This is a genomic window from Roseixanthobacter pseudopolyaromaticivorans, from assembly GCF_043195145.2.
GTDB lineage: Bacteria > Pseudomonadota > Alphaproteobacteria > Rhizobiales > Xanthobacteraceae > NCEH01.
In genome coordinates this window covers 1,697,259-1,720,812 of the sequence record NZ_CM195539.1, presented here as the reverse complement: position 1 = coordinate 1,720,812, position 23,554 = coordinate 1,697,259, and the positions used below count along the sequence as shown (strand labels likewise).

Sequence of the window (23,554 nt, the reverse complement as noted above, 5' to 3'; positions counted from 1 at the left end):
GAGCAAGACGGCCATGGCCACCGCCGCCCCCATTCTGCACATGATCTCGCCCCTGCCCCACGTCAGCCCGTTCGATGTGAACATGGCGGCGGACGCGGGCTATGCGCACCTGATGCCCTATTCCAACGTGACGCTCGATCAGGTCCGCGACCTGACGCAGGACATGATGTTCTCCCGCGCCCCCGAGGCGGCGGCCCGCACCGGCCTGTTCATCGGCGGCAAGGACGCCTCCCTCGCGCTCGACATGGCCGATGCCGCACGCGCCGCGCTGTTTCCCCCGTTCGAGATTTCGATCTTCGCCGATCCCGCCGGCGCCTTCACCACCGCCGCCGCCATGGTGGCACTGGTGGAGCAGGCGCTCTCCGAACGCGGCACCCTCGGCCTTTTGGGCGCGCGGGTGCAGGTCTATGGCGCCACGGGCGTCGTGGGTGGCATTGCCGCCGTCATGGCGGCGAAAGCCGGAGCGCAGGTGATGCTGGTCGGCCATCGCGAGATCGCCAGCGTCGCCACCAAGGCAGACGATTTCCATGAGCGCTTCGGCGTCGCCCTCACCGCCGTCGTCGCCCGCAACGACGCGGAAAAGCACAGTCTCGTGGGCGAGGCGGAGGTGATCCTCGCCACCGGCCGGGCCGGGGTGGAAATCCTCACCGCTGCTCACCTGGCGTCCGCGCGCGAGCTGAAGGTCGCCGCCGACGTGAATGCGGTGCCGCCGGCCGGCATCGCCGGCATCGGCCCCCATGACAAGGGCATCGCATTGCCTCATGGTGTCGGTATCGGAGCCCTCGCCGTCGGGAATCTGAAATACCGGGTCCAGCATGCGTTGCTCCGGCGCATGCACGAAACCGACACGGCCCTCTTCATCGGCCTCGACGAGGCCTTCGCGCTGGCCAGACAGATGGCCGCGGCGTTGCAAACTGCGGGTTGAGCTTATGGATCTCGCCGTCATCGCCCTGTCCGCGCGGCCCCTGGCGGCGAGCGCCGCGCGCGCCGGTTTCGCGGCGCTTTCCCTCGATCTGTTCGCCGATCTCGACACCTGCGCCAATGCCGCGCGCTGCGTGCGCGTGCACAAGAAGAACGGCTTCTCCTTCGATGGCGACGACCTTATCCAGGCGCTCGCAAACCTCTCCCCCCCCGGCCTGCCGGTGGTGCTGGGCGGCGGGTTCGAGGACGACACGCAGCTGATGACCCGCATCGCCGAGCGCAATCCGATCCTCGGCAACATGGCCGAGACGGTGCGCGTGCTGAAGGACCCGCTGGCGCTCGCCGCCCTGTGCGGCCATCTCGGCATCGCCTTTCCGCCCGTGACGCTGGAGGCCCCCGCGGGCGATCTCGCCGGCGCGCCGCTGCTGGAGAAAAAGATCGGTGGCGCCGGCGGCAGCCACATCCGCCGCCGCGCGCCGGAGGAAACCGGCCCGCCCGCCCCAGGGCATTATCTGCAGCGGGAAGTCAGCGGCACCGCTTATTCGCTGCTGATCCTTTCCAATGGAAAAGAAGCCCTTCCCGTCGGCGCGAGTTGGCAATGGTCGCATTCCGATAGCACCCATCCGTTCCGCTATGGCGGCGCGGTCGGCCCGGTGCCGTTGCCCGCCAAGCATGCGGCGGCGATCCTCGCTGGCGCCCTGCGCATCGCCACGGTCTGCGGGCTCGTGGGCCTGATCTCGGTGGACGTGCTGGTGGAGGCGGACCGCTGGTGGCTGGTGGAGATCAATCCCCGGATCGGCGCGAGCATCGACATTTTCGACGTGGAGCCCATGCCGCCCTTGCTGGCGCTGCATCTGGCGGCCTGCGGCGGCAAGCTGCCCAAGGGGCTGCCGCAGCCCAAGGGCGCGACCGCCGCCGGCATTCTCTATGCCGACAGCGACGTGATGATTCCCGCCGGCGCATGGCCGGACCATGTGTGCGACCGCACCGCCGCCGGCACCATCATTCCCGCCGGCGCGCCCATCTGCACGGTGAAGCGCACCGCCAGCGACATGTCGGCGGCCGTGGCACAGGTGCGCGACGGGCTGGCCGAAATGCGCAACCGCCTCGGCCTGCCGCAGAGCCAGCAGGTGGCGAGCAGCGACGCATGATCCGGCCCGATCTCTCGCGGCGCGCCGCCGTTCTGGTGGAGGCGCTGGTTCGCGACGCGGACGCGCTGCGCCTGTCACTCTCCACCGCCCCCCACGGCGCACGCATTGTCGATGCCGGCATCACCGCGCGCGGCGGGCTGGAGGCGGGACGGCGGATCGCCGAAATCTGCCTCGGCGGGCTGGGGCAGGTGACGTTCCAGACCTCCGACCGCTTTGCCCCCTGGACCACGCTTGTTACGGTCGGCACCTGCGACCCGGTGCTCGCCTGCCTCGGCAGCCAATATGCCGGCTGGCAGTTGGCGGCTGGCGATTTCTTCGCCCTCGGCTCGGGCCCCGGCCGCGCCACGGCGGCGAAGGAGCCGCTGTTCGCCGAACTCGGCTTGCGCGAACAGGGCGCGGACATCGTCCTGGTGCTGGAAACCGGCCAGATGCCGCCGGCCGAGGTGATAGAGCAGATCCGCGCCGCCACGGGGGTCGCGGGGGAAAACATCACCCTCATCCTCACACCCACCAGCAGCCTTGCGGGCGGGGTGCAGATCGCGGCGCGGGTGCTGGAGGTGGCGCTACACAAGGCGCATGCCCTGCATTTCCCGCTGGATCGCATCCTCGATGGGCGGGGCAGCGCACCGGTGCCGCCGCCGGCCCCGGATTTCATCGCCGCCATGGGTCGCACCAATGACGCGACCCTCTATGGGGGCGAGGTGCAGCTTTATGTGAGCGGAGCGGCGGACGACGCCCGCGATCTCGCCCAGCGCCTGCCCAGCCTCACCTCCCGCGATCACGGCCGGCCGTTCGCCGAGGTGTTCGCCGCCTATGAGTGCGATTTCTATCGCATCGACCCGCTGCTGTTTTCCCCGGCGCAGGTGCTGGTTACCGCCGTCGACCATGGCGTGAGCTTCACCGCCGGGGCGGTCGATCCGGCTCTGATCGCCCGTTCATTTGCCGGCTGAATACCAATGGCCGCCGCATTCGATCCCCGCATCGCGATCTTCGCCGAGCGGGCGGACTGGCATACCCGCCGCCTCGTCGCGGCGCTGAAGAAGCGCGGCCGCGCAGCGCGGCTGCTGTCGCTGAAATCCTGCGGCTTCGCGGTGGGCGCAACGCCCCACGGCCTGCTGCTGCCGGGCTTCGAGGAGGCGCTGCCGCAGAGCGCCTTCGTGCGCATCATGCCCGGCGGGTCCACCGAGCAGATCACCTTGCGGCTCGGCGTGCTGCATGCGCTGCGCGAGTCCGGCGTCCGGGTCATGAACGAGGCCCGCGCCATCGAGCGCTGCATCGACAAGAGTATGACCACCTTCCTGCTCGCCCGCGCCGGCCTGCCGACGCCGCGCACCTTGGTGCTCGAAGACCCACAGGCAGCGCAGATGCTCATCGACGCCGCACCGGGCGATACGGTGCTGAAGCCCTTGTTCGGTGCGCAGGGGCGCGGCCTGCGCCGCCTCGCGCCGAAGGACGCGCTGCCGGGGGCGGAGGAGATGGACGGGGTCTATTATCTCCAGGACTTCATTCCGCCCGCCGACGGCCGCCATGCGGATTACCGCGTATTCGTGGTGGGCGGCCGGGCGGAAGGCGCCATGCGGCGGGTCGCGAGCCATTGGATCACCAATATCCACCAGGGCGCCAAAGGCGAGCCGGTGCCGGCCACCGGCGCGCTGGCCGAAATCGCGGTTGCGGCGGCGGGGGCGGTGGGCGCGCATTTCGCCGGCGTGGACCTGATCGCTGACGCGGCCGGCCGCCTGCTGGTGCTGGAAGTGAATTCCATGCCCGCCTGGAGCGGCCTTCACGCCGCAACCGGGCTGGACATGGCCGTGCCGCTCGCCGCTTTGCTCGCCGGCGAAAGGGCGATGGCATGACACTGGAGTGCACCACACCGGATCGCGCCGCTGACCTGTTTGAGCGCGCCTGCCGGGCCGAGTTGCAGACCCTGAAGCCGGGCAATGTGCATGTGCACGCGGCCGGGCACGATATGGACGTGGCGCAGTTCGAGCGCGCCGCGGCGGCGGCGGCTCCCGCGCTCTCGGCGCCTGGCATCTCAGGGGTTGGGCTCTGCATCGGCGCGCGCATCGAGGCGGCGGTGTCGGCATCGCTCGCGGCGGCCGGCTGCAACACCAATCTCGGCATCGTGTTGTTGTGCGCGCCGCTGGTCCACGCCGCGCTCTCGCCCGGTCCCGGCGATTTGCGGGCGCGCCTGAAGGCGGCGCTGGAGGCGCTGACCATGGAAGATGCGGCCAGCGCCTTCCGCGCCATCGCCGCCGCCAAACCCGGCGGGCTCGGCACGGCGCGCGCCGATGTGCGCTTCCCCGCCGCCGTCGATTTGAAGGCGGCCATGGCCGAAGCCGCGCCCCGCGACCGCATCGCCTTTCAATATGTCCACGGCTTCGCGGACGTGTTCGAAATCGGCGGCGCGCGGCTTCACGGCTGCGCGGACCCGTTTGCGCCAGAGCTCGTGCAGGCGGTCTATCTGGATTTCCTCACCGCCTTTCCGGACAGCCATATCGCCCGCAAGTTCGGCGCGGGCACGGCCGAGGCGGTGCTGGAGGAGGCGCGTGAGACGGTCCGCCTCAGGGCCACCTTCAAAGAATGGGAGTCGCGGCACATCTCCCTGCTGGCCTTCGATTCATCCTTGAAAAAGCGCGGCCTTAATCCCGGAACCAGCGCCGATCTCACGGTGGCGAGCGTGCTCGCGCACGCCCTGGAGCGTGAGGGCCTGGAGCGTGAGGGCCATGGCTGAACCCGCGTCAGGAAAAGCGCGCGAGATCCTCGGGCGAAAGGCGCCCGTCGTGCAAGGCGGTGGCGATCAATGCGCCGCTGATCCCCATGGCGGCCAAGGTGTCGAGGTCCCCCGCATGGCGCACGCCGCCGGCGGCGAACAGAGCCAGATCGCCGCCGCGCGCCTGAATGTTCGCCAGCCGCTCCAGGTCCGGCCCGGCGCCCGAGCCTACTTTCGCGAGCGTCATGGCGATTACCCGGCGCGGCCAAAGCGCGGGCGTCGCATGCACCGCGTGTGGGCCGCGCGGCCCCTGCGCGTCATGATCGAGCGAGAGCACGAAATCCAGCCCCGCCATGCCGGCGAGCGCCCCCGCATCGGTCAGCGTCTCGCTGCCGACCACCGGAATGCCGGCATCGGCCGCATGACGCGCGGCGAGCGCCGCGCGGCTGTTCTCGCCCGCGTCCACCCACAAGGCGAGAGCGGGAAAGGCCGCGCGCAAGTCGCGGATGGCGGGCGCATTGTCGCCTTCCCCCGCGATGGCATCGAGGTCGGCCACGTAGAGGGTCTCGAACGGCGCCAGCGCCAGCAGTGCCGCCACGATGTCGCGCGGCGCGCTGCCGGCCACCAGCGGCGAGACGATGGGCGCATAAAGATGGCGCGCACCCTGGCGGGCGTGCACCACAAGCCCTCCCTTAAGATCGATGACCGGGATAACCTGCATCTTCGTGTCCGAGCCTGGTCCGGGAAGGAAAGCGCATGCGCGTCTTTGTCTGCGAGTTCGTGACATCCGGCGGCCTGCGCGACAAGGCGCTTCCGCAAACCCTGCTGCCGGAGGGCACGCTGATGCGCGATGCCATGGTGAGCGACCTGGAGAATATTCCGGGCGTGCAGGTGGTGTTGTGCCACGACGACCGCCTCGCGCCGCCCCGCGCGGACAGCGTTCCAGTGGCGGAAGGCGAGGATCCCTGGGCGGTCTGGGCGCGCCTCGCGGGCACGGCCCATGTGGTCTGGCCCGTGGCGCCGGAAACCGACGGCCTGCTGGAGCGTCTTGTGGCGCTCGCCCGCACTGGCGCGGCGCGGGTGATCGCGAGCGAAGCGGCGGCGCTGCGAATCGCCGGGCGCAAGAGCCTCACCGCCCAGCATCTCGCGGCGGCGGGCATTCCCCATATCCCGACCTATGCGCTCGCGGCGATGCCGGACACTCTCGCGGCCCCGCTCGTCACCAAGCCGGACGATGGCGCGGGTGCCACGCAAACCCACATCTGGCGCAGCCTGGATGCCCTACGCGCGGCGCAGTTGCCGCCCGCCGGCCTCATCGTCCAGCCCTATGTGGCGGGCGTCGCCGCCAGCCTCACCGTGCTGTGCCGGCCCGATGGCGTGACCTTGCTGACCGCCAATCTCCAGGAACTGGCGGAGGACGAGGGCCGTCTCTCGCTGACCGGGCTCACGGTCGGCTGCCTGCCGGACGCGGACGGCAAGTTCGCGGCGCTCGCGCGGGCCGTGGTGGCCGCCATTCCCGGCCTCAGCGGCATCATCGGCATCGATCTCATCATGACCGAAGACGGGCCGGTGGTGGTGGAGGTCAATCCCCGCATCACCACCTCCTATGCCGGCCTGCACGCCAGCCTCGGCATCAATCCCGCCGCCTTCCTGCCGGAACTGATCCGCGACGGCCGCCCGCCCGCCGTGCCGCACCTGCCCATGGCCGTGCCGGTGGAGGTGAAGGTGCGATGAGCGATTTCGCCTTCCTCGGCTGGGATGTGGGCGGCGCCCATCTCAAGCGCGCCGCCTTCGATGACGCGGGCATCCTGCGCGCCGTCGACATGGCCCCCTGCGCACTGTGGCGCGGCATGGACCACCTCGATGCCGCACTCGCCACCCTCGGCCCGCTGCCGCACCTGCCCTCCGCCGTGACCATGACGGGCGAACTGGTGGATCTGTGGCCCGACCGCGCCACCGGCGTCACGGCGCTCGCGGCGGTGCTCGGCGCCCGCCTCGGGCCCGGATGCCGGATCTATGCCGGGCCGGACGGCCTTGTGCCCGTCTCCGCCGCGACCGAGCATGTGGAGGGCATCGCCTCGGCGAACTGGCACGCCACCGCCGCCGCGCTCGCCACCGAGCTGCCGTGCGGGATTTTGGTGGATATCGGCTCCACCACCACCGATCTCATTCCCTTCGCCGGCGGCGCGGTCACGGCGCGCGGCTTCAGCGATGCCGAGCGCCTCGCCAGCAGCGAACTGGTCTATGGCGGCGTGGCGCGCACGCCGGTGATGGCGCTTGCGCCCGCGCTGCCGTTTGCCGGCGGCTTCGTGCCGCTGATGGCGGAGCATTTCGCCACCGCCGCCGATATCTACCGCCTCACCGGCGACCTGCCGGAACATGGCGACCTGCATCCCGCGGCGGATGGCGGCCCGAAGACGCTGGACGCCAGCGCGCGGCGTCTGCTGCGCATGGTGGGGCGCGATCTCGGGCCGGCGACTCTGGAGCAGGCGCGCCAGCTGGCGGACTATGCGGCGGCGGTGCAGCTCCACACGCTGCATGGCGCGCTCGCCTGCGTGCTCTCGGGCGCGAGCCTGCCCGCCGATGCGCCGATCGTCGGCGCCGGCATCGGCCGCTTCCTGGCCGAGCGGCTCGCGGCGCGGATCGGACGCCCCTATCTGGATGTGGGCGCCGTCTTCACCGACGATCCCGCGCTTGCGGCGCGCGCCGCAGATTGCGCGCCCGCCGTCGCCGTCGCCCGCCTTGCTTTTACCCGGCTTGCTTTCGCGGGCGCGGCCTCGCACCCTCGTTCCTCCCTCGTCACCCCGAGCCTCGCGTGAGCCCCATGATCGACCCCAGCGACCCGGAAGCCCTCGAAGCGGCCGAGGCCGAGCCCGCCGCCGCGGTGCCGCGTCGCGACCGCCTGTTCCTGCGCGCCCTGCCCTTCTACGCCCGCCATGGCGTGTTCGATGCCGAGCAGCAGCTGGGCCAGCGCTTCGTGGTGGATGTGGACTGGTGGCTCGACACGCGCCCCGCCGCCTGGGCCGACGATCCCGCCCTCACCGTCTCCTACCAGACGGTCTACGAGCATGTGCGGGCGGTGGTGGAGGACGACATCGTCCACCTGGTGGAAACGCTCGCCGAGCGCATCGCCGCGCGCCTGCTGGACCATTTTCCGCAGATCGAGCAGGTGCGCGTGGTGGTGCACAAGCCGGGGGCGCCGATCAGCGGCGTGTTCGGCGACGTGGGCGTGGAAATCCACCGCGGCCGGTGAACGGCACGCGCCAAAGCTCGACGGCTTCCCCGTCGTGCGCCATAAGAGCGCCGAACCGGCGGGATATGTCCCGCGGCGGATGATGGAGGCACAAGGTGAGCGACGTCGTGACCCTGCAAGGCTATCTCGGAAGCTGGGCGGCCGAGGATGATACCCGCAAGGCCGTTGCCGCAGCCGTGGAGCGCATCGCGCAGGCCGGCGTGACCATCGCCGACATGGTGGCGCGCGGCCCCCTCGCCGAGCATTTCGCCAAGATCCGCGGCGACGAGGCCAATGCCGGCGGCGATGCCCAGAAGGAACTGGACGTGATCGCCGAGGAGGCCATCGTCTCCGCCCTGAAAACTGCGCCCGTCGCCTTCCTCGGCTCCGAGGAAAGCGAGACGCCGATCCCGCTGAACGATGCCGGCACGCTGGTGGTGGCGGTGGACCCGCTGGACGGCTCCTCGAACATCGACACCAACGTCTCCATCGGCACCATCTATTCGGTGTTGCCCTATAGCGCCGCCGCTTTCCCCGACCCGGTGGAAGCTCTGAAGCAGAAGGGCACGGCCCAGCTCGCCTCCGGCTTCCTGGTCTACGGCCCCTCCACGCTGCTGGTCTCCACCGTGGGCGCGGGCACGCAGGTGTTCGTGCTGGACCGGGCGAGCGGCGATTTCATCCTCGCCCGTGCCGCCGTGGAAGTGCCCGCCGCCACCAAGGAATATGGCGTCAACCAATCCAACGTCCGCCATTGGGCGGCGCCCATGCGCGCCTATATCGAGGATTGCCTCGCCGGCAAGGACGGCCCGCGCGGCAAGGATTTCAACATGCGCTGGGTCGGCTCCATGGTGGCCGATGCGTTCCGCATCTTCACCCGCGGCGGCGTCTATCTCTATCCCGGCGACAGCCGCAAGGGCTATGGCGAAGGCCGCCTGCGCCTGATCTACGAGGCCAATCCGGTGGCCTTCCTGGTGGAACAGGCGCAGGGCGCCGCCACCGACGGCAAGACCCGCATTCTCGACATCGTCCCGCAGAAGCTGCACCAGCGCATTCCGCTGGTGTTCGGCTCGCGCGAGGAAGTGGAAAAGATCGCCAGCTATTATTGAAGGATGTGGCGGCGCGCCCGCCCGGTCCCCATATGACGGGCGCCGCATCGAAACGCCGCCGCTGAGGAGTTGAAGCCATGAATTTCCCGCTGATCGCGCCCTCGATCCTCGCCAGCGACTTCTCCCGCCTCGGCGAAGAAGTGCGCGACGTCGCGGCGGCCGGGGCCGATTACATCCATCTCGACGTGATGGACGGGCATTTCGTGCCCAACATCACCTTCGGGCCGGACATCATCAAGGCGCTGCGTCCCTACACCGACAAGGTGTTCGACGTGCATCTGATGATCTCGCCGGTGGAGCCCTATCTGGAAGCCTTCGCCAAGGCGGGGGCGGATATCATCACCGTGCAGGTGGAAGCGACCGACCATCTCGACCGCTGCCTCCAGGTCATTCGCGGGCTCGGCAAGAAAGCCGGCGTGGCGCTGAACCCGGCCACCTCCGAGCGGGTGCTGGACTATGTGCTGGATAAGACCGACCTCATCTGCGTGATGACCGTCAATCCCGGCTTCGGCGGACAGGCCTTCATCCCCGACGTGCTGCCCAAGATCGAGCGCATCCGCGACATGATCCGCGGCCGCGACATCCGCCTGGAGATCGACGGCGGCGTGAATCCGCAGACCGGCGCCCTGTGCGTCCAGGCCGGGGCGGACGTGCTGGTGGCGGGATCGGCCGTGTTCAAGGGCGGGATCGAGGGCTATCGCGCCAATATCGCCGCCATCCGCGACCAAGCCGCGAGCGCCCTCGGGCTGGTGGCCTGATCGGCGCGGCCAACGCCGCCGAGCGTGCCCCTCACCCGGCCGCTTTGCGGCCGACCTCTCCCCGGCGGGGAGAGGTGAGGGAACGGGGAACTCTTTCCTTCGGGAGGGATGAGGAGCCGGCGCTAGGGCTTCCATCCATCTTGACGTCGACATTAAAAAACGTTCGATCGTTTCCATAAAAGCCCGGGTCGCTCCTCTTGAAGAGAAAGCGGAAAACCGGCGGGAGGAAACATCATGCTGCGCCCGGCCTCGACCTATGATGCCCTCGTGCGTCAATTCCGCTGGGAGATTCCGGCGCGCTTCAATATGGGCGTCGCCTGCGCGGACGCACACGCCACGGGCGCGAACAAGCCGGCGCTGATCTTCGTGGAGGAAACCGGCGCGGTGACGCGCTATTCCTTCGAGGATCTCGCCGCCCTCACCAATCGCTTCGCCAATGTTCTGATAGCCTGCGGGCTCGCGCGCATGGACCGGGCCGCGGTGTTCCTGCCGCAGGCGCCGGAAACCGCCATCGCCCATATCGCCGCGTTCAAGGCGGGCATGGTCTCAGTGCCGCTGTTCACCTTGTTCGGCGACGAGGCGCTGGAATTCCGCCTCAACGCCTCCGGCGCCAAGGTGCTGGTGACGGATCTGGCCGGCCTCGCCAAGCTCCAGCGCATCCGCGACCGGCTTCCGGCCCTCACCCATGTCTTCGTCATCGGCCCGGACAAGGGCGATGCGGCGAGCCTCTCCTTCGACGATGCGCTCGCCCGCGCCTCGGATCGCTTCGCCCCGGTGGATACCGGGCCGGACGATCCCGGCATCATCATCTTCACCTCGGGCACGACGGGAAATCCCAAGGGCGCGCTGCACGGGCATCGCGTGCTGCTGGGGCATCTGCCCTGCATCGAATTCGTCCACCAATACATGCCTCAGCCCGGCGACCTGCATTGGACGCCGGCGGACTGGGCCTGGATCGGCGGCTTGTTCGACGTGCTGTTCCCGAGCCTTTATCTGGGCGTGCCCGTGCTCGCCTATCGGGCGAAGAAGTTCGATCCGGATGCGGCCATGGCGCTGATGGCGGACCACAAGGTGCGCAACGTCTTCCTGCCGCCAACCGCGCTGAAACTGCTGCGGCATGCCGATGTGCGCCGCCCGGCGGGCCTGAACCTGCGCTCATTGCTCACCGGCGGCGAGACGCTGGGCGCGGAGCTTGGCGACTTCGTGCAGGAGCGCCTGGGCGTCGAGGCGCGGGAGATCTACGGCCAGACCGAATGCAATCTGGTGGTCGGGTCCAATTCCAATTTCTTCCCCATCCGCCCCGGCGCCATGGGCAAGCCGATCCCCGGCCATGATGTCCAGATCGTCGACGATGCCGGCACTGTCCTGCCCGCGGGCACGGAAGGCCATGTGGCGGTGCGCCGGGGCGATCCGGTGATGATGCTGGAATATTTCAACAATCCGAAAGCCACGGCGGAAAAATACGCGGGCGACTTCCTGCTCACCGGCGACATGGGGCGCCAGGATGAGGAGGGCTATCTCTGGTATGTCGGCCGCTCGGACGATGTCATCACCTCCGCCGGCTATCGCATCGGACCGGGCGAGATCGAGGATTGCATCCTGCGCCACCCCGCCGTCGCCTTCGTCGCGGTGGTGGGCGTGCCGGACGCCGTGCGCACCGAGGCCGTGAAGGCCTGGATCGTGCTCAACGACGGCCATGCCGGCAGCGAGGCTCTGGTGGCGGACATCCAGCGCCATGTGCGCGAGCGGCTTTCCGCGCATGAATATCCGCGCCACGTCGCTTTCACCGATGCCCTGCCCATGACCGCCACCGGCAAGATCCTGCGGCGCGAACTGCGCGCGCGCGGCTGAGGGCGCACGGCTGAGGGCGCACGGCTGAGGCCGAGCAAAAGAAAAGCGCCCCGCGCACGAGTCGCGGGGCGCCATTGGCTTCAGACGGGGAGCCCCTTGGGGCTCACTTGCCGCGCTTGAACTTGGTCCAGGTCTTGGTCACCACGCGCTGGATATCCATCGGATAGGTGGTGACGGTGAACAGCAGGTCGAAGGTCGCCTGGTCCGGGTAGATCGAGGGATTGTCCAGGATCGCCTTGTCGATGAACTTCTGCGATGCCAGGTTTCCGTTGGCGTAGGAGATATAGTTCGAGTTCTTCGCGGCAACTTCCGGACGCATCATGTAATTGATGAAGGTGTGAGCCTCATACACATTCTTCGCGTCCTTGGGGATGGCGAAATTGTCGAACCACATCAGCGCGCCCTGCTTGGGAATCGCATAGGCGATCTCGACCGGCTTCTTCTTGGTCTTCTTTGCGGCTTCCGCGGCGCGGGTCTTGGCCTGGAACACGTCGCCCGACCAGCCCACCGCGATGCAGATGTCACCGCGCGCCAGCGCGTTGATATAGCCAGAGGAATCAAACTTGCGGATGAACGGGCGCACCGTCATCAGCAAATCGCCGGCCTTGGCGATATCGTCCGGATTCTTGGAATTGGGATCCATGCCGAGATAGCGCAGAGCGGAGGGAATGACCTCCTCCGGGCCATCGAGGAAATAGACGCCGCAATCCTTCAGCTTGGAGAGGTTTTCCGGCTTGAACACGATGTCCCAGGTGTTCAGCGGAATGTCGCCGAGCCGCTGCTTCACCATGTCCACATTATAGCCGATGCCCGTGGTGCCCCACATATAGTTCACGGCATAATCATTGCCGGGATCATAGACAGCCAGGCGCTTGGTGATTTCCGGCCAGGCATATTGCAGGTTCGGCAGCTTGGACTTGTCCAGCTTCTGGAACACACCCGCGGTGATCTGGCGCTGAAGGAACGAGCCGCTCGGCACCACCACGTCATAGCCGGTCTTGCCGGCCAGGAGCTTGGTCTCCAGAACCTCGTTGCTGTCGAAAACGTCGTAGCGAACCTTGATGCCGGTCTCCTTGGTGAAATCCTCCAAGACCGATTCGTCGATATAATCCGACCAATTATAGACGTTCACCACCTTCTGTTGTGCCAGCGCTGGCATGGCGCCGAAGGCGACCATCCCGAACGCCGCGGCGAGGGCAAGGCGACGCATCATTATTCTCCTCTGGAAGACCCCGCGAAGCCGTTGTCCGGCTTCATCCAGTAGAGGCTATTGCGCCGGAGCGATCGGCTCAACTCCCAAAACGTCGCTTCCTGCCGCACCGCACACCGATTGGCGTCGCACACCCTTGACATGCGCGCGCGGCGCCACACATGACGCTAGGTAAACACAACGGAAGAGAGAAGCGACGCCGAGCCGGTTGCATGACCGAGCAGCACAAAGAACAGAAGCACCAGCGCCGCCAATGCGATGAAAATCCCGAACAGGACAAAGGAAATGCGGCGCGCGACCGCAGACACGTTGAAGAATCCCATCGCCCCCGCGATCATGGAAATCACGAGGAAGATGATGGCGTATTTCAGCATTGCCACACTCCACAGAAGGGTTTCCGCCGTGGAACCACCAAGGCAATGCTTTCGTTCCCCTACCGCGCTCAGGTCAGCGCGCATCCGCCCATTGGCGAATTTCCTCCTTCAACCGGCGGAAATCCCAGAAGGCGGCGCCCATCAGCACGAACGGCACGGCGGCCAGAATGAGCGAGGTCGTCTGCGACCAGCCGACCGCGTTCCGCAGAAAGTCGTAGGCAAGATATGTGGTCAGCAAGGTCAGGACGGCGGCACCGGACAGGTACATGGCGCGCGTCAGGCGCGACACGCCGTAGCCCACCAGAAGAGCGAACACGAATGCCAGCCCGAGGGCCCAAACCCAGTTAAGTCCGAACTGGCGCGCGACGAAATTTCCGCCGGATATGCAGAAGAACACCAAAGCCACCAGCAGCAGAAGGCCGGCGCGCAAACGAAATATCCACGGCCGCGCCTGCGTTCCCTCAATGTTTGCCATTCGCGCAATCCTTATCGCCCATAACCAAGCCACACGCCCACGGTTTTCATCCCTGCGGCACTCGGAGTCAAAAGATGGGGCGAACCCTGGTCGTACTCAATGCAAAAGCCGGCACCGTGCAGGATCTGGGCGCCGAGCGCCTCCGCAAGGAGGTGGATGAAGCCCTGACCGAGCCGGGAAAAGAAGTGGACGTGGTGGTGCTGCAGGGCGAGGAGATGATCGAGGCGATCCGCTCCGCGCGCCGCAAGGGCTATGATGCGGTGGTGGTCGGCGCCGGGGACGGCACGCTGAGCTACGCGGCCTCCGTGCTTGCCGACACCGAAACCGCGCTCGGCGTGCTGCCGCTCGGCACCATGAACCTTCTGGCCCACGACATCGGCCTGCCGCGCGACCTGCCGGGCGCGCTCCAGGGCCTGCGTGAAGCCGAACCCATGCGGGTGGACGTGGCGACCCTGAACGGCCGGGCCTTCCACGGCGTCTCCGGCGTCGGCTTCTTTTCCCAGATGGCGCTGGCGCGCGAGGCGGTGCGCGATTCGCGCGGGCGCATCGTCGGCTGGCTCATGGCGCTCGGCAAGGCGCTCACCCGCTCGGGCCGGCTTTCACTGGAAATCGAAATCGAGGGCCGGCGCGAGCCCATCGATGCCTATGCGGCGCTGGTGACGAACAATGCCTTCGACGCGCCGGGCTGGCACCGCTCGCGCCTCGATGGCGGGGAATTGGAAATCCACATCGCCGAGGAGCGCGGCGCGCTGGCCAAGATCCGCGTGGGCGCGGATCTGCTGGTGGATTCCTGGCGCAACAATCCCGGCATCCACTCCTTCCGGGCCAAGGCGCTGACCATCCACGCCCCGCGCCGCCGGCGCGCCTGGGTGGCCACCGACGGCGAGATCACCCGCGAGACCATGCCCCTGCACTATCGCATCATGCCGGAGGCGCTCACCCTTCTGCTGCCGCCGAGTTCCGTGCAGCGGGCCGCGAAAGCCCAGCGCGACGACATCACCTGAACCCGTTCAGCGCGGCTCGACCTCATAGACGATGGTCACCTGGGCACGGGCCGTGGTCTCTCCGGCCTGGACGGGAACCGCGCGCGCATCAGCCTTCATCATCATAGGCGCCGGCGCGACCGCGCCCATATCGTGCGTCGGACTGATGCGGCGGATGCGCACGAGGCGCAGGCCCGCCGCCTCGGCGAGGCTCTGTGCCTGGGTCTTCGCGTCCTCGACCGCCGCCAGGCGCGCCTGCTGCTCGATGGCGCTCGGGTCCTGGAGCGAGAAGCTGAGGCCGCTGGCCTGATTGGCGCCCGCCTGCACCAGCTTGTCCAAAAGTCCGCCGAGCTTGGAGAGGTCGCGCACCTTCACGTTCACCGTGTTGCGCACCTCATAGCCGGTCAGGCGCGGCGCCTCGCGCTGGCCCTGCTGGGGATAGACATATTGCGGCTGGATCGAGAAGCCCGAGGTGACAAGATCCTTCGGTTCGACGCCGGCGGCCTGGATGGCCGCGATCACATCGGCCACGCTCTTCGAATTGCTGGAAAGGGCTTCGTCGGCGGTCTTGCCCACGGTGAGCACGCCGGTGGAGAGGCTCGCCATATCCGGCGTGGCGCTCGCCTCGCCCTGGCCTATGACGGTGAGGGTTGCGCGCGACAGGTCTTCCGCGCGTGCGCTGACGGTGCCGAGGGATGCGGAGAGGGCCAGGGCGAGAAGACCGCCGCAAAGGGCGCTGCGCCGGAACACGGGAAAAGACATGGGACGCTCCGCTGGGTGTGTGTCCCACACACCACTGTGGGAAGGCGGCGCCAATGGGGCGAAGGCGCGCTTATGCCGGTTGTTCACACGGCTAGGGATTGGTAGGACGTTGCGGGGGGCCTGTAGCTCAACGGTTAGAGCTGACCGCTCATAACGGTCTGGTTGCAGGTTCGAGTCCTGCCGGGCCCACCAATTCCAATGCCCCTGCTTATGTGCGCGGATCGGAACGTCTGGCGCAGTGGAACAGGTTCGGCGAGCAAGATCCGAACGAGCGCCGGTTCCCACGCATCGAAAGATTCGGTGAGAATTGGGCATTCTTAAATAAATGCGATTGCGGCCCAGCGCCTCAGTTCCACACGTCACATGCCTGCAATGAGGTAAGCGGTTAACTCCAGGGCCTGCCGGCGGAGGAGACTCGAATGCCTCAGCAAATCTCATTCGCGCCGTATGCTCAGCGCATCGAAGTTTTGAAGACGATCTGGGCCATCGACCTGGAGAATAAATTCGAAACGATGTCGGCCGAAGATAAAATGAGCGCCTATCCCTTCATAGGCGGCGTTTGCTTCGGTCTGTGCTGCAAATGGCTTGAACTTAGCTTGAACAGCCCGTCGACGGTCGGGGCAAATCGCGTAAAATTACTAAAATCCAACCCCTTCGTTCCTCCCGAACGAAAGAAAGAATCGCAGGCCTATTTTTACCAGGCGGTAAATGCGCAGAGCACATTTGAAAAAACGGAGATGATTCAAGGGAAAAAGCACGTAAAATTGACACCGATGGACAGATACCGACGCCTGCTGAAGCGTTTTGGATTAGACACGGATTATCCATCAAAAGATCAAATTTCGTGGCAATTTGCGCAAAACTTCTTAAAACAAACTGTTAATTTAATAAAACCAAACTCACGGTCGCTGATAGGGATCAGAGATACTGATGTCGGGTTTTCTCACGCCATATGCTGCCATCATTTCGATGAAAAGAGACATTATTTATTCGACCCAAATTCGGGAGAATATTTATTTGACCTTGGAGAAAATCCTGCCAAATCGATATGTGAATTATATAGAAAATTTCTATCTGATAAGAAATATCTAGATGGATACAGCCCAACTGAAATGGACATGGTTAGCATAGATGACTGCGCTATTTTCAATATTACGAGATGTCTTGAAACAGATTAAGTTATGAATGCCGATGAGGGTGCATTGCCTCCATCGCATCGTATGGCTACCCCCTCCATGGTCGTGAACGCGGGTTGAACCTTGGCCCGCTTCCCCATGGCGCCCCAGATCCCCCCTTCCAGCCCCCAGCGGGCAGCAGCGGCGGCGAACCGAGACCGGTGCGCATCGTCGCCCCTTCAGCCGTCCCGACCGCCCTCCCCCTACGGAATTAGGAACCTCTGCCGATGCGGGACAGTTGTCCTGCTGCGTCGCCACCTCTGCGCCGGCGCATTTTCCCACATCGGAAGGTTCTAGATGCGGAATCGAATAGCAATTCTCGCTGCCATCTCGCTTGAAGCCTCGCCCATCGCCATGGCCTCCCTCGCCCAGGCACAAACGCCTTACGGACAGCCCGGCAATCATCAGCCCGGCCCGCCACCGGGAGCGCATGTGAACCCAGGCCCAGGCTATCACCGGCCGGCCGCGCCGAAAGCCAATTCCTATGCCTGGCGCAAGAAAGGCGGGCGGGTGCCACACGGGCGCGGTCAAGTCGTTTCCGACTACCGACGTCACGGCCTGCGCCAGCCGCCGCGCGGCTATCATTGGGTCCGCGACGGCAACAGCTATATTCTGGCCGGGATCACCAGCGGCATCATCTCGAGCATTCTCAGCGCGACGCGATAGCCGTAATGGTCGGGGCGGGAGACGGGCTCGACCGTTCCCCGCTCGACCGTTGCGCCCCAGGGCTAATTCTCGTCATCGTCGGGCGGAAGTCGATTGACGACCTTCATCGCCGGAGGGGCGGCAACGCCCATGCCCATGCCGAGCCCAACACCGCCGCCTGCCCCTAAGCCTCCGCCTGCCCCTAAACCACCACCCTTATCGCCACCGCCGCGGCGCGCCTCCTCCCCGCCCCGCTCTTTGCCTTTCCCGCCCGTGCCGGTGGGTCGGGCCGGCCCTTGGCGCGGGATGACCAAATCCGGCGGAATAGGATCGAGATCCAGCGCTTCCCGCACGAAGTTCCGCAGCGAGACGACCAGATCGTGCGTATGCACCGGTCGGCCCGAGACCAGCTCATACACCGCGCTTGTGGCAAGGCGGACCTGCTCGTCGGTGCCAAGAAGGATGATGTCGGAAAGCGCGGCTTCCACCGCATCTCGCACGCGTCGGGCGCGTTCAGAACCCGCGAGCGGTTCGAGAACCTCTCCCAAATCCCCCTCGGCCGCCTGTTCGCCCCGGCGGCGAAGGTCTCGCAGATGGGTGGGGTCGACACTCAGATCGCCCGTGAAGGAACCGCCGAGCGTCTTGTAGGCGGCGATGAGCGTCCGCAACCGTTCGTTGATCTGGCGGTTCATGCGCTCGCGGCGCTTCTGGATCGTCGCCATCACCATCAGGCGGATGCCGACGCCGATAAGCGTCACCAGTGCGAGCCCGACGAGGGTTGCGATCACGCTTTCCCAGGAGCTGAAATCAATGCTTCGCAGGGCGGCCTCCGCAGGTTTCTCCCACCGCCCACACTACCCCAGAAATTAAAAGCGCCCGAACATTCCGTCCGGGCGCGGTGCTCTCTTCTCCAGGGCGCTGCGCCGCGCTGGGTCTCGCCGGCGGCGAGCGGTTTGACGAGAGCCGGACGGGTCCGGCTCTGTCAGGGCGCGCCGCGATTACCAGTTGCAAACGCGGCGGGGACCCCACGGGGTGGCCCGCCACCAGCAGCGACGCGGAGCATTGGGGCGACAGCCGCCATAGGGACCGCGATGCCAGCCCACGCCGCAGCCCTGGGCCACCTGGATCACATTGGCCGTCGCCGCCGCCGGCGGGAGCTGAACCGGAAACGCCTCGGCATCGACGGCGGCGAAAGCCGTCGAAAACAGAACCGCAGCGGCAAGGAGGGAATGGCGCATCATGCTCAAGCCTCACGTTGATGGAATGCGCCGACAATGCAGATCCCGGCCCAGCGTTCCAGGCAATCCGGGGAAGTAACCGTTTCCCCACGGCGATGAGCCGGGGAAGGAAGCTGAAGGATTACCGGGGTAGCTGCCTCGGGCGCATTGCAAGATGAAATAATGCGCTGCCGCATGTATTTGCTGCTTCGCGCAAGGTCATGTGGGCAGTGATCGGGGCCCGTCCGTGTCTTCTCCCGGAGCGTCGCTATACCGTCAAGAATCCGAATCGCGCCCTGCAAAAAGAGGCGGCCGCAGCTTCCATCTACCCCGCTACGGCGTGTGCGCCCTCCGTCGAAAATTCTTCAAAATCAAATTTGAAATTTTTTCGAAACCGATGGAACCTGATGCCAGCGCGTGCGTTTGGCCCTTGTTGTCCGCGGGCGTCACGCTTGTGGGCGATCCCTTCTTTTGTGGCTCGTTTTCTTTCGCGCTTCGCTTCCTTGACCGGGGCGGAGCATGTGATCGTTGGAGCGCAGGGAAGTGGGGAACACGCGGCCTTGGAGGGAATAAGATGCAAACACAATCCCCAAGTTACGTGTTGCGTCCGCTGCGTATCTTCATTGGCGGGGAAGACCACCACGTCCGTGGCCTGGAGGATGCCATCGGCTTCCTGCGGGCCCATGAGCGGGACGAGGTTGGAGAATATGCCGAAATGTTGCTGGCCCAGATGGAGCACGCCCGCACGCCGGAAATGCGGGCTCGTGCCTGGGTCGCCTTCGAAACCTGGTCACAGGCATTCGGGCTTTCGGTTGAAGGATTCGGGGCCTATTCGCACGCCGCCTGAGCGCGCGCCCCCTTTTTCAATATCGCCCGTCACGTCAACGCGACGGGCACCCGCTTCCCCCGGAGCGGAAGCGCGGCATCACCCCATGCCGCCGGCGCGATAGCCTATGCCCGGCTCGGTGATGATAAGGCTCGGCGCGCTCGGGTCTAGCTCCAGCTTCTGCCGCAGCTGCCCCACATAAACCCGCAGATATTGCGTGTCCTGCCCATGCGCGGGGCCCCACACGGTGGTGAGCAATTGGTGGTGCGTCACCACCTTGCCCTCGTGGCGGGCGAGAAACACCAGAAGGTCGAACTCTTTCGGCGTCAGCTTCACGTCTTCCCCGTCGCGCGTCACGCGATGGCGCGGACGGTCGATCTCGATCGGCCCCACGCGCAGGATCGGGTCTTCCGAGACGTCGCCGGCGCGATGGCGCAGGGCGGCGCGGATGCGCGCCATCAGCTCACCGATGCCGAACGGCTTGTTGACGAAATCATCGGCGCCGAGGTCCAGCGCCTCGATCTTCTCCGCCTCGCGGTCGCGGGCAGACAGCACGATCACAGGCACCTGAGACCAGCCGCGCAGCCGGCGGATCACGTCCTTGCCGTCCATGTCGGGCAAGCCGAGGTCGAGCACCACCGCGTCGGGGGGATGGGTCGCGATTTCGCGCAAAGCGCGGGCGCCGTCCTCCGCCGCCGCCACCTCATAGCCGGCTGCCGTCAGGGCCGGGGCGAGAAAACGATGGATCGCCGGCTCGTCGTCCACCACCAGGATCTTGCCGAGGCTCATGGCACCGTCCTCACACTGCCGCGGCGGCGGGCTCGCCGCCGATCGGAAGCGAAAAAATGATCCGCGCGCCGCGTCGGTCGCCATCCACCGGGCTTTCGGCGCGCACGCTGCCGCCGTGGGCTTCGACGATGCCCTTGGCGATGGCAAGTCCGAGGCCGGACCCCTCCCCGCCATCGGCCGCCTCGCGCACAGCGCGCACGAATTTCTCGAACACATGGGGCAGAAGATCCGGCGCGATGCCGGGCCCGTCGTCGGTGACGGAGATTTCAAGCCGATCCCCGGCCCGCCGTGCCGCCAGCACCACATGGGCGCCGGGGCCGGCATAGCGCACGGCATTGCCCACCACGTTCGCAAGCGCCTGGTTCAGCAGGATCTGGTCCGCGAACACCAGCGGCAGGTCCTTTTCGCTCTCCACCGCGAACAATTGCGTGGCGCCGCGCCGCTTGGCGAGCGCGACCGCCTGATTGATGACTTCGTTGATATCGGTCCAGTCGCGCCGCAGATCGAGCGCGCCAGCTTCCAGACGCGTCATGGAGAGCAGATTGCGCACCATGCCGTCCAGGTGCTCCGCTTCCTCGCGGACCTGCGAAAGCAGATCGCGCCGCTGCTCCGGGGCGATGCGGGTGCCGTAGTCGATGAGCGCGGTCGCGGCCCCCAGGATGGAGGAGAGCGGCGTGCGGAAATCGTGGCTGATGGAGGCGAGCAGGATATTGCGCACCCGCTCTGTCTCCGCCGCCGATTTCACGCCGGCCATCTCGTCGGCGAGCGCCGAGCGGTCGAGGGCGACCGCCGTCTGGTCGGCGAGCGTATCAAGCAAGACCGCCGATTCCGGATCGAGTGGACCGGCCGGCCCCGCGAATTCGATGCCGATCACGCCCACCTGCGCATTGCGGGCGCGTAGCGGCAGGAACAGCCACGGCACGCTCGGCAATGTGCCGGTGCCGGCGCCCGCCGGCTCGTTGCGCTCCAGCGCCCAGCGGGCGGCACTCATGGAGGCGGTGTCGAGCCGGTCTTCCGGCGGCCACGCCGCCGCCAGCACCACCTGCGTGCCCTGCGGCACCAGAATGGCGGTGGAGCGGCCGAGAATGGTCTGGATCTCGGAAGCCGCCGCCTCCGCAACGGCGCCGGATTCCACCAAAGTGGAGAGCTTGCGGGTGAATTCATAAAGCCGCCGCGCCGCGCGCATGCGGATCGCCGCCGCTTCCGCCCGCTCGCGCGAGCGGCCGGCCACCGCCGAGATCAGAACCGCGATGATAAGGAAGATGGCCAGCGCCAGCAGTTCGTGCGGCCGCGCGATGGTAAAGGTGTAGACCGGGTCGATGAAGAAGAAATTGTAGGTCAGCGCCGACAGCAGCGAGGCGAACACCGCCGCCCGCACGCCGAACTGGATCGCCGGCACCAGCACCGCGAGTAGATAGACCATTGAGACGTTGGGCAGCGCCACCAATTGGGTGAGCCCCTCCCCCGCGATCGTCGCAAGGGCCACGGAGCACGCCGCCACCACATAGCCGAGCGTGTCGCCGTGAGGTGCGGCGGGGCGCGGCGGGCGAACCGGCGGCGCTTCGTTTTCCTCGCCGAACGTCACCACGTGGACGGCGATGCCGCGCGCTTTGCGCACCAGGGCATCGGCAAGGGTGCGCCAGAACAGGCGGTTGAGGCGCGAGGGGCGCGCCTGCGCCACCACGATCTGCGTCACGTTCTCGAACCGCGCGAAGCGCAGCAGCTCGGCCACCAGATCATTGCCGACCAGCGCCCGCGTCTCGGCGCCGAGACTTTCCGCGAGGCGCAGCGCCTCCTGGATGCGCTGGCGCTCGGCGACGCTCGGCAGGGCGCCGGGACGCTCCACGGTGATGGCGAACCAGGGCGCGTCGGCAAGGTCGGCGAGGCGCTTCGCCTCTCGCACCACCCGCTGGGCCGACGCATCCGGGCCGACGCAGACGAGAATGCGTTCCCCCGCCGCCCACGGCCCCTCGATGGCGCCGCCCTGCATGTGCTCTACAAGATCGCTGTCCACCCGCGCGGCCACCCGGCGCAAAGCGAGTTCGCGCAAGGCTGTGAGGTTGGTCGGCTTGAAGAAATTCTCGATCGCCCGCGCGGCCGTATCCTGGATGTAGATCTTGCCCTCCGCGAGCCGCTTCAGCAGCTCGTCCGGCGGCAGATCCACCATCACCACCTCGTCCGCTTCCTGGAGCGCGGTATCCGGCACGGTTTCGCGCACCCGCACGCCGCAGATGCGCTGGACCACTTCGTTCAGGCTTTCCAGATGCTGGATATTGAGCGTGGTCCACACGTCGATGCCGGCATCAAGGATGTCGCGCACATCCTGCCAGCGCTTGGGGTGTCGGCTGCCCGGCACATTGGTGTGGGCGTATTCGTCCACCAGCAGCAAGGCCGGCCGGCGCGCCAGAGCGGCGTCGAGATCGAACTCTGGCACGAGGCGGCCGCGATAGGCGATGGATTTGCGCGGCAGGATCTCCAGCCCCTGCGTGATCGCCTCGGTCTCCCGGCGTCCGTGGGTCTCGACGATGCCCGCCACCACGTCCAACCCGCCTTCCTTGGCGACCCGTGCCGCCTGGCACATGGCATAGGTCTTTCCGACGCCCGGCGCTGCGCCCAGGAACACGCGCAGCTTCCCCCTGCCCTCGCGCTCGGCCTTGGCGAGGAGGGCATCCGGCGAGGCGCGCGGCTTGTCCTGCAATTTCAAGTCCCTTTTTGGTGCGCTCTGCGGCGGCGCTACGGGAATGGATGAGCCGATCCTTCGCGGACCGGCCCTTCCGTGGCAACTATTTTTGCGCGTCCAAGGCGATGTTCAGTTTCAGCACGTTCACGCGCGGCTCGCCGAAAATGCCGAGTTCGCGCGGCTCGATGTTCTGCGCCACCACCTGCCGCACCTTGTCTTCCGGAAGGTTGCGGGCGGCCGCGACGCGCTTCACCTGATCCTGCGCATAGGCCGGAGAGATGTGCGGATCGAGCCCGCTGCCGGAGGTGGTGACGGCATCGGCGGGGATTTCGCCGGTGATGCCGTCCGTGCGGAGCGCCGCAACATCGGCGACGATGCGGTCCTTCAGCTTGGCGCTGGTGGGCGCGAGATTGCTGCCGGAGGAGTTGGAGGCATCATAACCGTCTCCGGCCGCCGACGGCCGGGGATGGAAATAGCCCGCGCCCTCGGTCTTCTGGCCGATGAGGGCGGAGCCGACGACCACGCCGTTGCGTTCGATCCGGCTGCCGTTCGCGGCGGCGGGGAAGGCCAGTTGGGCGAGGCCGGTGACGGCGAGCGGATAGGCAATGCCCGTGATCACCGTGAATGCGGCGACCAGGACGATGGCGGGACGAAGCTGGGACAACATATGCGCCTCCTTCAGGCGAGGC

The 23,554-nt window shown here is 66.9% G+C and carries 25 protein-coding genes and 1 tRNA gene; 16 read left to right on the top strand and 10 right to left on the bottom strand.

Going from position 1 to position 23,554, the window contains the following annotated elements:
• The first annotated feature begins 13 nt into the window (after window positions 1-13).
• From V5F68_RS08330 to V5F68_RS08310, 5 genes are read left to right on the top strand one after another with little or no spacing between them, the layout of a single operon-like run.
• Complete coding sequence (locus V5F68_RS08330; RefSeq protein WP_394011957.1) at window positions 14-925, top strand: NAD(P)-dependent methylenetetrahydromethanopterin dehydrogenase; 912 nt, start codon at window positions 14-16, stop codon at window positions 923-925.
• 4 nt (window positions 926-929) lie between these two features.
• Entirely contained in the window at window positions 930-2,072 is a 1,143-nt protein-coding gene (locus V5F68_RS08325) for an ATP-grasp domain-containing protein (protein ID WP_394011955.1), read from the top strand.
• On the top strand, window positions 2,069-3,022 hold the full coding sequence (mch, locus tag V5F68_RS08320; RefSeq protein ID WP_394011953.1) for a methenyltetrahydromethanopterin cyclohydrolase: 954 nt from the start codon (window positions 2,069-2,071) through the stop codon (window positions 3,020-3,022). Before V5F68_RS08325 ends, mch begins: the two co-directional genes overlap by 4 nt.
• A gap of 6 nt (window positions 3,023-3,028) precedes the next feature.
• Window positions 3,029-3,925: an ATP-grasp domain-containing protein gene (locus tag V5F68_RS08315; RefSeq protein WP_394011951.1), complete on the top strand. Its 897-nt coding sequence runs from the start codon at window positions 3,029-3,031 to the stop codon at window positions 3,923-3,925.
• The gene (locus V5F68_RS08310; RefSeq protein ID WP_394011949.1) at window positions 3,922-4,803 is read left to right on the top strand and encodes a triphosphoribosyl-dephospho-CoA synthase; all 882 of its coding nucleotides are present in this window, start codon (window positions 3,922-3,924) and stop codon (window positions 4,801-4,803) included. Before V5F68_RS08315 ends, V5F68_RS08310 begins: the two co-directional genes overlap by 4 nt.
• 7 nt (window positions 4,804-4,810) lie before the next feature.
• Here the strand turns inward: V5F68_RS08310 and V5F68_RS08305 are convergent, their stop codons facing one another.
• Entirely contained in the window at window positions 4,811-5,503 is a 693-nt protein-coding gene (locus tag V5F68_RS08305; protein WP_394011947.1) for a HisA/HisF-related TIM barrel protein, read from the bottom strand.
• Between the two features lie 35 nt (window positions 5,504-5,538).
• Between V5F68_RS08305 and V5F68_RS08300 the strand changes: the two genes are divergently transcribed.
• From V5F68_RS08300 to V5F68_RS08275, 6 genes are all read left to right on the top strand, one after another.
• Window positions 5,539-6,516: an ATP-grasp domain-containing protein gene (locus V5F68_RS08300; RefSeq protein WP_394011945.1), complete on the top strand. Its 978-nt coding sequence runs from the start codon at window positions 5,539-5,541 to the stop codon at window positions 6,514-6,516.
• The gene (locus V5F68_RS08295) at window positions 6,513-7,601 is read left to right on the top strand and encodes a hydantoinase/oxoprolinase family protein (RefSeq protein ID WP_394011943.1); all 1,089 of its coding nucleotides are present in this window, start codon (window positions 6,513-6,515) and stop codon (window positions 7,599-7,601) included. The genes V5F68_RS08300 and V5F68_RS08295 overlap by 4 nt, the downstream gene beginning before the upstream one ends.
• Window positions 7,602-7,606: 5 nt before the next feature.
• On the top strand, window positions 7,607-8,035 hold the full coding sequence (folB, locus tag V5F68_RS08290; protein ID WP_348846491.1) for a dihydroneopterin aldolase: 429 nt from the start codon (window positions 7,607-7,609) through the stop codon (window positions 8,033-8,035).
• A gap of 95 nt (window positions 8,036-8,130) precedes the next feature.
• Window positions 8,131-9,120: a class 1 fructose-bisphosphatase gene (locus V5F68_RS08285; RefSeq protein ID WP_394011941.1), complete on the top strand. Its 990-nt coding sequence runs from the start codon at window positions 8,131-8,133 to the stop codon at window positions 9,118-9,120.
• Between the two features lie 77 nt (window positions 9,121-9,197).
• On the top strand, window positions 9,198-9,878 hold the full coding sequence (gene rpe, locus V5F68_RS08280) for a ribulose-phosphate 3-epimerase (RefSeq protein ID WP_394011939.1): 681 nt from the start codon (window positions 9,198-9,200) through the stop codon (window positions 9,876-9,878).
• Between the two features lie 234 nt (window positions 9,879-10,112).
• Complete coding sequence (locus V5F68_RS08275; protein WP_394011937.1) at window positions 10,113-11,729, top strand: acyl-CoA synthetase; 1,617 nt, start codon at window positions 10,113-10,115, stop codon at window positions 11,727-11,729.
• Between the two features lie 103 nt (window positions 11,730-11,832).
• On the opposite strand, the gene V5F68_RS08270 is transcribed toward V5F68_RS08275, so the two are convergent.
• The 3 genes from V5F68_RS08270 to V5F68_RS08260 all read right to left on the bottom strand — a co-directional run bounded on the left by V5F68_RS08270 (window position 11,833) and on the right by V5F68_RS08260 (window position 13,788).
• Complete coding sequence (locus tag V5F68_RS08270) at window positions 11,833-12,942, bottom strand: polyamine ABC transporter substrate-binding protein (RefSeq protein ID WP_394011935.1); 1,110 nt, start codon at window positions 12,940-12,942, stop codon at window positions 11,833-11,835.
• A 164-nt stretch (window positions 12,943-13,106) separates the two neighbouring features.
• Window positions 13,107-13,313: a DUF1328 domain-containing protein gene (locus tag V5F68_RS08265; RefSeq protein ID WP_394011933.1), complete on the bottom strand. Its 207-nt coding sequence runs from the start codon at window positions 13,311-13,313 to the stop codon at window positions 13,107-13,109.
• A 73-nt stretch (window positions 13,314-13,386) separates the two neighbouring features.
• Window positions 13,387-13,788, bottom strand: a complete 402-nt coding sequence (locus V5F68_RS08260; RefSeq protein ID WP_394011931.1) for a hypothetical protein — start codon at window positions 13,786-13,788, stop codon at window positions 13,387-13,389.
• A gap of 74 nt (window positions 13,789-13,862) precedes the next feature.
• Between V5F68_RS08260 and V5F68_RS08255 the strand changes: the two genes are divergently transcribed.
• On the top strand, window positions 13,863-14,792 hold the full coding sequence (locus tag V5F68_RS08255) for a diacylglycerol/lipid kinase family protein (RefSeq protein ID WP_394011929.1): 930 nt from the start codon (window positions 13,863-13,865) through the stop codon (window positions 14,790-14,792).
• A gap of 6 nt (window positions 14,793-14,798) precedes the next feature.
• On the opposite strand, the gene V5F68_RS08250 is transcribed toward V5F68_RS08255, so the two are convergent.
• Window positions 14,799-15,533 carry an SIMPL domain-containing protein gene (locus tag V5F68_RS08250; RefSeq protein WP_394011927.1) on the bottom strand — a complete coding sequence of 245 codons (735 nt, stop codon included), beginning with the start codon at window positions 15,531-15,533 and terminating at the stop codon, window positions 14,799-14,801.
• A gap of 116 nt (window positions 15,534-15,649) precedes the next feature.
• Here V5F68_RS08250 and V5F68_RS08245 point away from each other — a divergent pair.
• From V5F68_RS08245 to V5F68_RS08235, 3 genes are all read left to right on the top strand, one after another.
• Window positions 15,650-15,725, top strand: a tRNA-Ile gene (locus V5F68_RS08245).
• 227 nt (window positions 15,726-15,952) lie between these two features.
• Complete coding sequence (locus V5F68_RS08240) at window positions 15,953-16,711, top strand: YopT-type cysteine protease domain-containing protein (protein ID WP_394011925.1); 759 nt, start codon at window positions 15,953-15,955, stop codon at window positions 16,709-16,711.
• A 294-nt stretch (window positions 16,712-17,005) separates the two neighbouring features.
• Window positions 17,006-17,374, top strand: coding sequence for an RcnB family protein (locus V5F68_RS08235; protein ID WP_394011923.1), 369 nt, complete (start codon window positions 17,006-17,008; stop codon window positions 17,372-17,374).
• A gap of 62 nt (window positions 17,375-17,436) precedes the next feature.
• Here V5F68_RS08235 and V5F68_RS08230 read toward each other — a convergent pair whose 3' ends face one another.
• On the bottom strand, window positions 17,437-18,141 hold the full coding sequence (locus V5F68_RS08230; RefSeq protein ID WP_394011921.1) for a hypothetical protein: 705 nt from the start codon (window positions 18,139-18,141) through the stop codon (window positions 17,437-17,439).
• Window positions 18,142-18,351: 210 nt separating this feature from the next.
• Complete coding sequence (locus tag V5F68_RS08225) at window positions 18,352-18,591, bottom strand: GCG_CRPN prefix-to-repeats domain-containing protein (RefSeq protein ID WP_348846544.1); 240 nt, start codon at window positions 18,589-18,591, stop codon at window positions 18,352-18,354.
• A gap of 553 nt (window positions 18,592-19,144) precedes the next feature.
• On the opposite strand from V5F68_RS08225, the gene V5F68_RS08220 reads away from it, so the two are divergent.
• A complete protein-coding gene (locus V5F68_RS08220; RefSeq protein WP_394011919.1) occupies window positions 19,145-19,417 on the top strand; it encodes a hypothetical protein in 273 nt (90 codons plus the stop codon).
• Between the two features lie 78 nt (window positions 19,418-19,495).
• Here V5F68_RS08220 and V5F68_RS08215 read toward each other — a convergent pair whose 3' ends face one another.
• The 3 genes from V5F68_RS08215 to kdpC form a co-directional block, all read right to left on the bottom strand.
• Window positions 19,496-20,185: a response regulator gene (locus V5F68_RS08215; protein WP_394011917.1), complete on the bottom strand. Its 690-nt coding sequence runs from the start codon at window positions 20,183-20,185 to the stop codon at window positions 19,496-19,498.
• 10 nt (window positions 20,186-20,195) lie between these two features.
• The gene (locus V5F68_RS08210; protein ID WP_394011915.1) at window positions 20,196-22,889 is read right to left on the bottom strand and encodes a DUF4118 domain-containing protein; all 2,694 of its coding nucleotides are present in this window, start codon (window positions 22,887-22,889) and stop codon (window positions 20,196-20,198) included.
• 79 nt (window positions 22,890-22,968) lie between these two features.
• The gene (gene kdpC, locus V5F68_RS08205; protein WP_394011913.1) at window positions 22,969-23,532 is read right to left on the bottom strand and encodes a potassium-transporting ATPase subunit KdpC; all 564 of its coding nucleotides are present in this window, start codon (window positions 23,530-23,532) and stop codon (window positions 22,969-22,971) included.
• Window positions 23,533-23,554 lie beyond the last annotated feature (22 nt).

Excerpts from the sequence above, each read along its gene's own strand:
- V5F68_RS08330 (WP_394011957.1), top strand. The coding sequence starts at position 14 with ATGGCCACCGCCGCCCCCATTCTGCACATGATCTCGCCCCTGCCCCAC.
- V5F68_RS08325 (WP_394011955.1), top strand. The coding sequence starts at position 930 with ATGGATCTCGCCGTCATCGCCCTGTCCGCGCGGCCCCTGGCGGCGAGC.
- mch (WP_394011953.1), top strand. The coding sequence starts at position 2,069 with ATGATCCGGCCCGATCTCTCGCGGCGCGCCGCCGTTCTGGTGGAGGCG.
- V5F68_RS08315 (WP_394011951.1), top strand. The coding sequence starts at position 3,029 with ATGGCCGCCGCATTCGATCCCCGCATCGCGATCTTCGCCGAGCGGGCG.
- V5F68_RS08310 (WP_394011949.1), top strand. The coding sequence starts at position 3,922 with ATGACACTGGAGTGCACCACACCGGATCGCGCCGCTGACCTGTTTGAG.
- V5F68_RS08305 (WP_394011947.1), bottom strand. The coding sequence starts at position 5,503 with ATGCAGGTTATCCCGGTCATCGATCTTAAGGGAGGGCTTGTGGTGCAC.
- V5F68_RS08300 (WP_394011945.1), top strand. The coding sequence starts at position 5,539 with ATGCGCGTCTTTGTCTGCGAGTTCGTGACATCCGGCGGCCTGCGCGAC.
- V5F68_RS08295 (WP_394011943.1), top strand. The coding sequence starts at position 6,513 with ATGAGCGATTTCGCCTTCCTCGGCTGGGATGTGGGCGGCGCCCATCTC.
- folB (WP_348846491.1), top strand. The coding sequence starts at position 7,607 with ATGATCGACCCCAGCGACCCGGAAGCCCTCGAAGCGGCCGAGGCCGAG.
- rpe (WP_394011939.1), top strand. The coding sequence starts at position 9,198 with ATGAATTTCCCGCTGATCGCGCCCTCGATCCTCGCCAGCGACTTCTCC.
- V5F68_RS08275 (WP_394011937.1), top strand. The coding sequence starts at position 10,113 with ATGCTGCGCCCGGCCTCGACCTATGATGCCCTCGTGCGTCAATTCCGC.
- V5F68_RS08270 (WP_394011935.1), bottom strand. The coding sequence starts at position 12,942 with ATGATGCGTCGCCTTGCCCTCGCCGCGGCGTTCGGGATGGTCGCCTTC.
- V5F68_RS08265 (WP_394011933.1), bottom strand. The coding sequence starts at position 13,313 with ATGCTGAAATACGCCATCATCTTCCTCGTGATTTCCATGATCGCGGGG.
- V5F68_RS08260 (WP_394011931.1), bottom strand. The coding sequence starts at position 13,788 with ATGGCAAACATTGAGGGAACGCAGGCGCGGCCGTGGATATTTCGTTTG.
- V5F68_RS08255 (WP_394011929.1), top strand. The coding sequence starts at position 13,863 with ATGGGGCGAACCCTGGTCGTACTCAATGCAAAAGCCGGCACCGTGCAG.
- V5F68_RS08250 (WP_394011927.1), bottom strand. The coding sequence starts at position 15,533 with ATGTCTTTTCCCGTGTTCCGGCGCAGCGCCCTTTGCGGCGGTCTTCTC.
- V5F68_RS08240 (WP_394011925.1), top strand. The coding sequence starts at position 15,953 with ATGCCTCAGCAAATCTCATTCGCGCCGTATGCTCAGCGCATCGAAGTT.
- V5F68_RS08235 (WP_394011923.1), top strand. The coding sequence starts at position 17,006 with ATGCGGAATCGAATAGCAATTCTCGCTGCCATCTCGCTTGAAGCCTCG.
- V5F68_RS08225 (WP_348846544.1), bottom strand. The coding sequence starts at position 18,591 with ATGCGCCATTCCCTCCTTGCCGCTGCGGTTCTGTTTTCGACGGCTTTC.
- V5F68_RS08220 (WP_394011919.1), top strand. The coding sequence starts at position 19,145 with ATGCAAACACAATCCCCAAGTTACGTGTTGCGTCCGCTGCGTATCTTC.
- V5F68_RS08215 (WP_394011917.1), bottom strand. The coding sequence starts at position 20,185 with ATGAGCCTCGGCAAGATCCTGGTGGTGGACGACGAGCCGGCGATCCAT.
- kdpC (WP_394011913.1), bottom strand. The coding sequence starts at position 23,532 with ATGTTGTCCCAGCTTCGTCCCGCCATCGTCCTGGTCGCCGCATTCACG.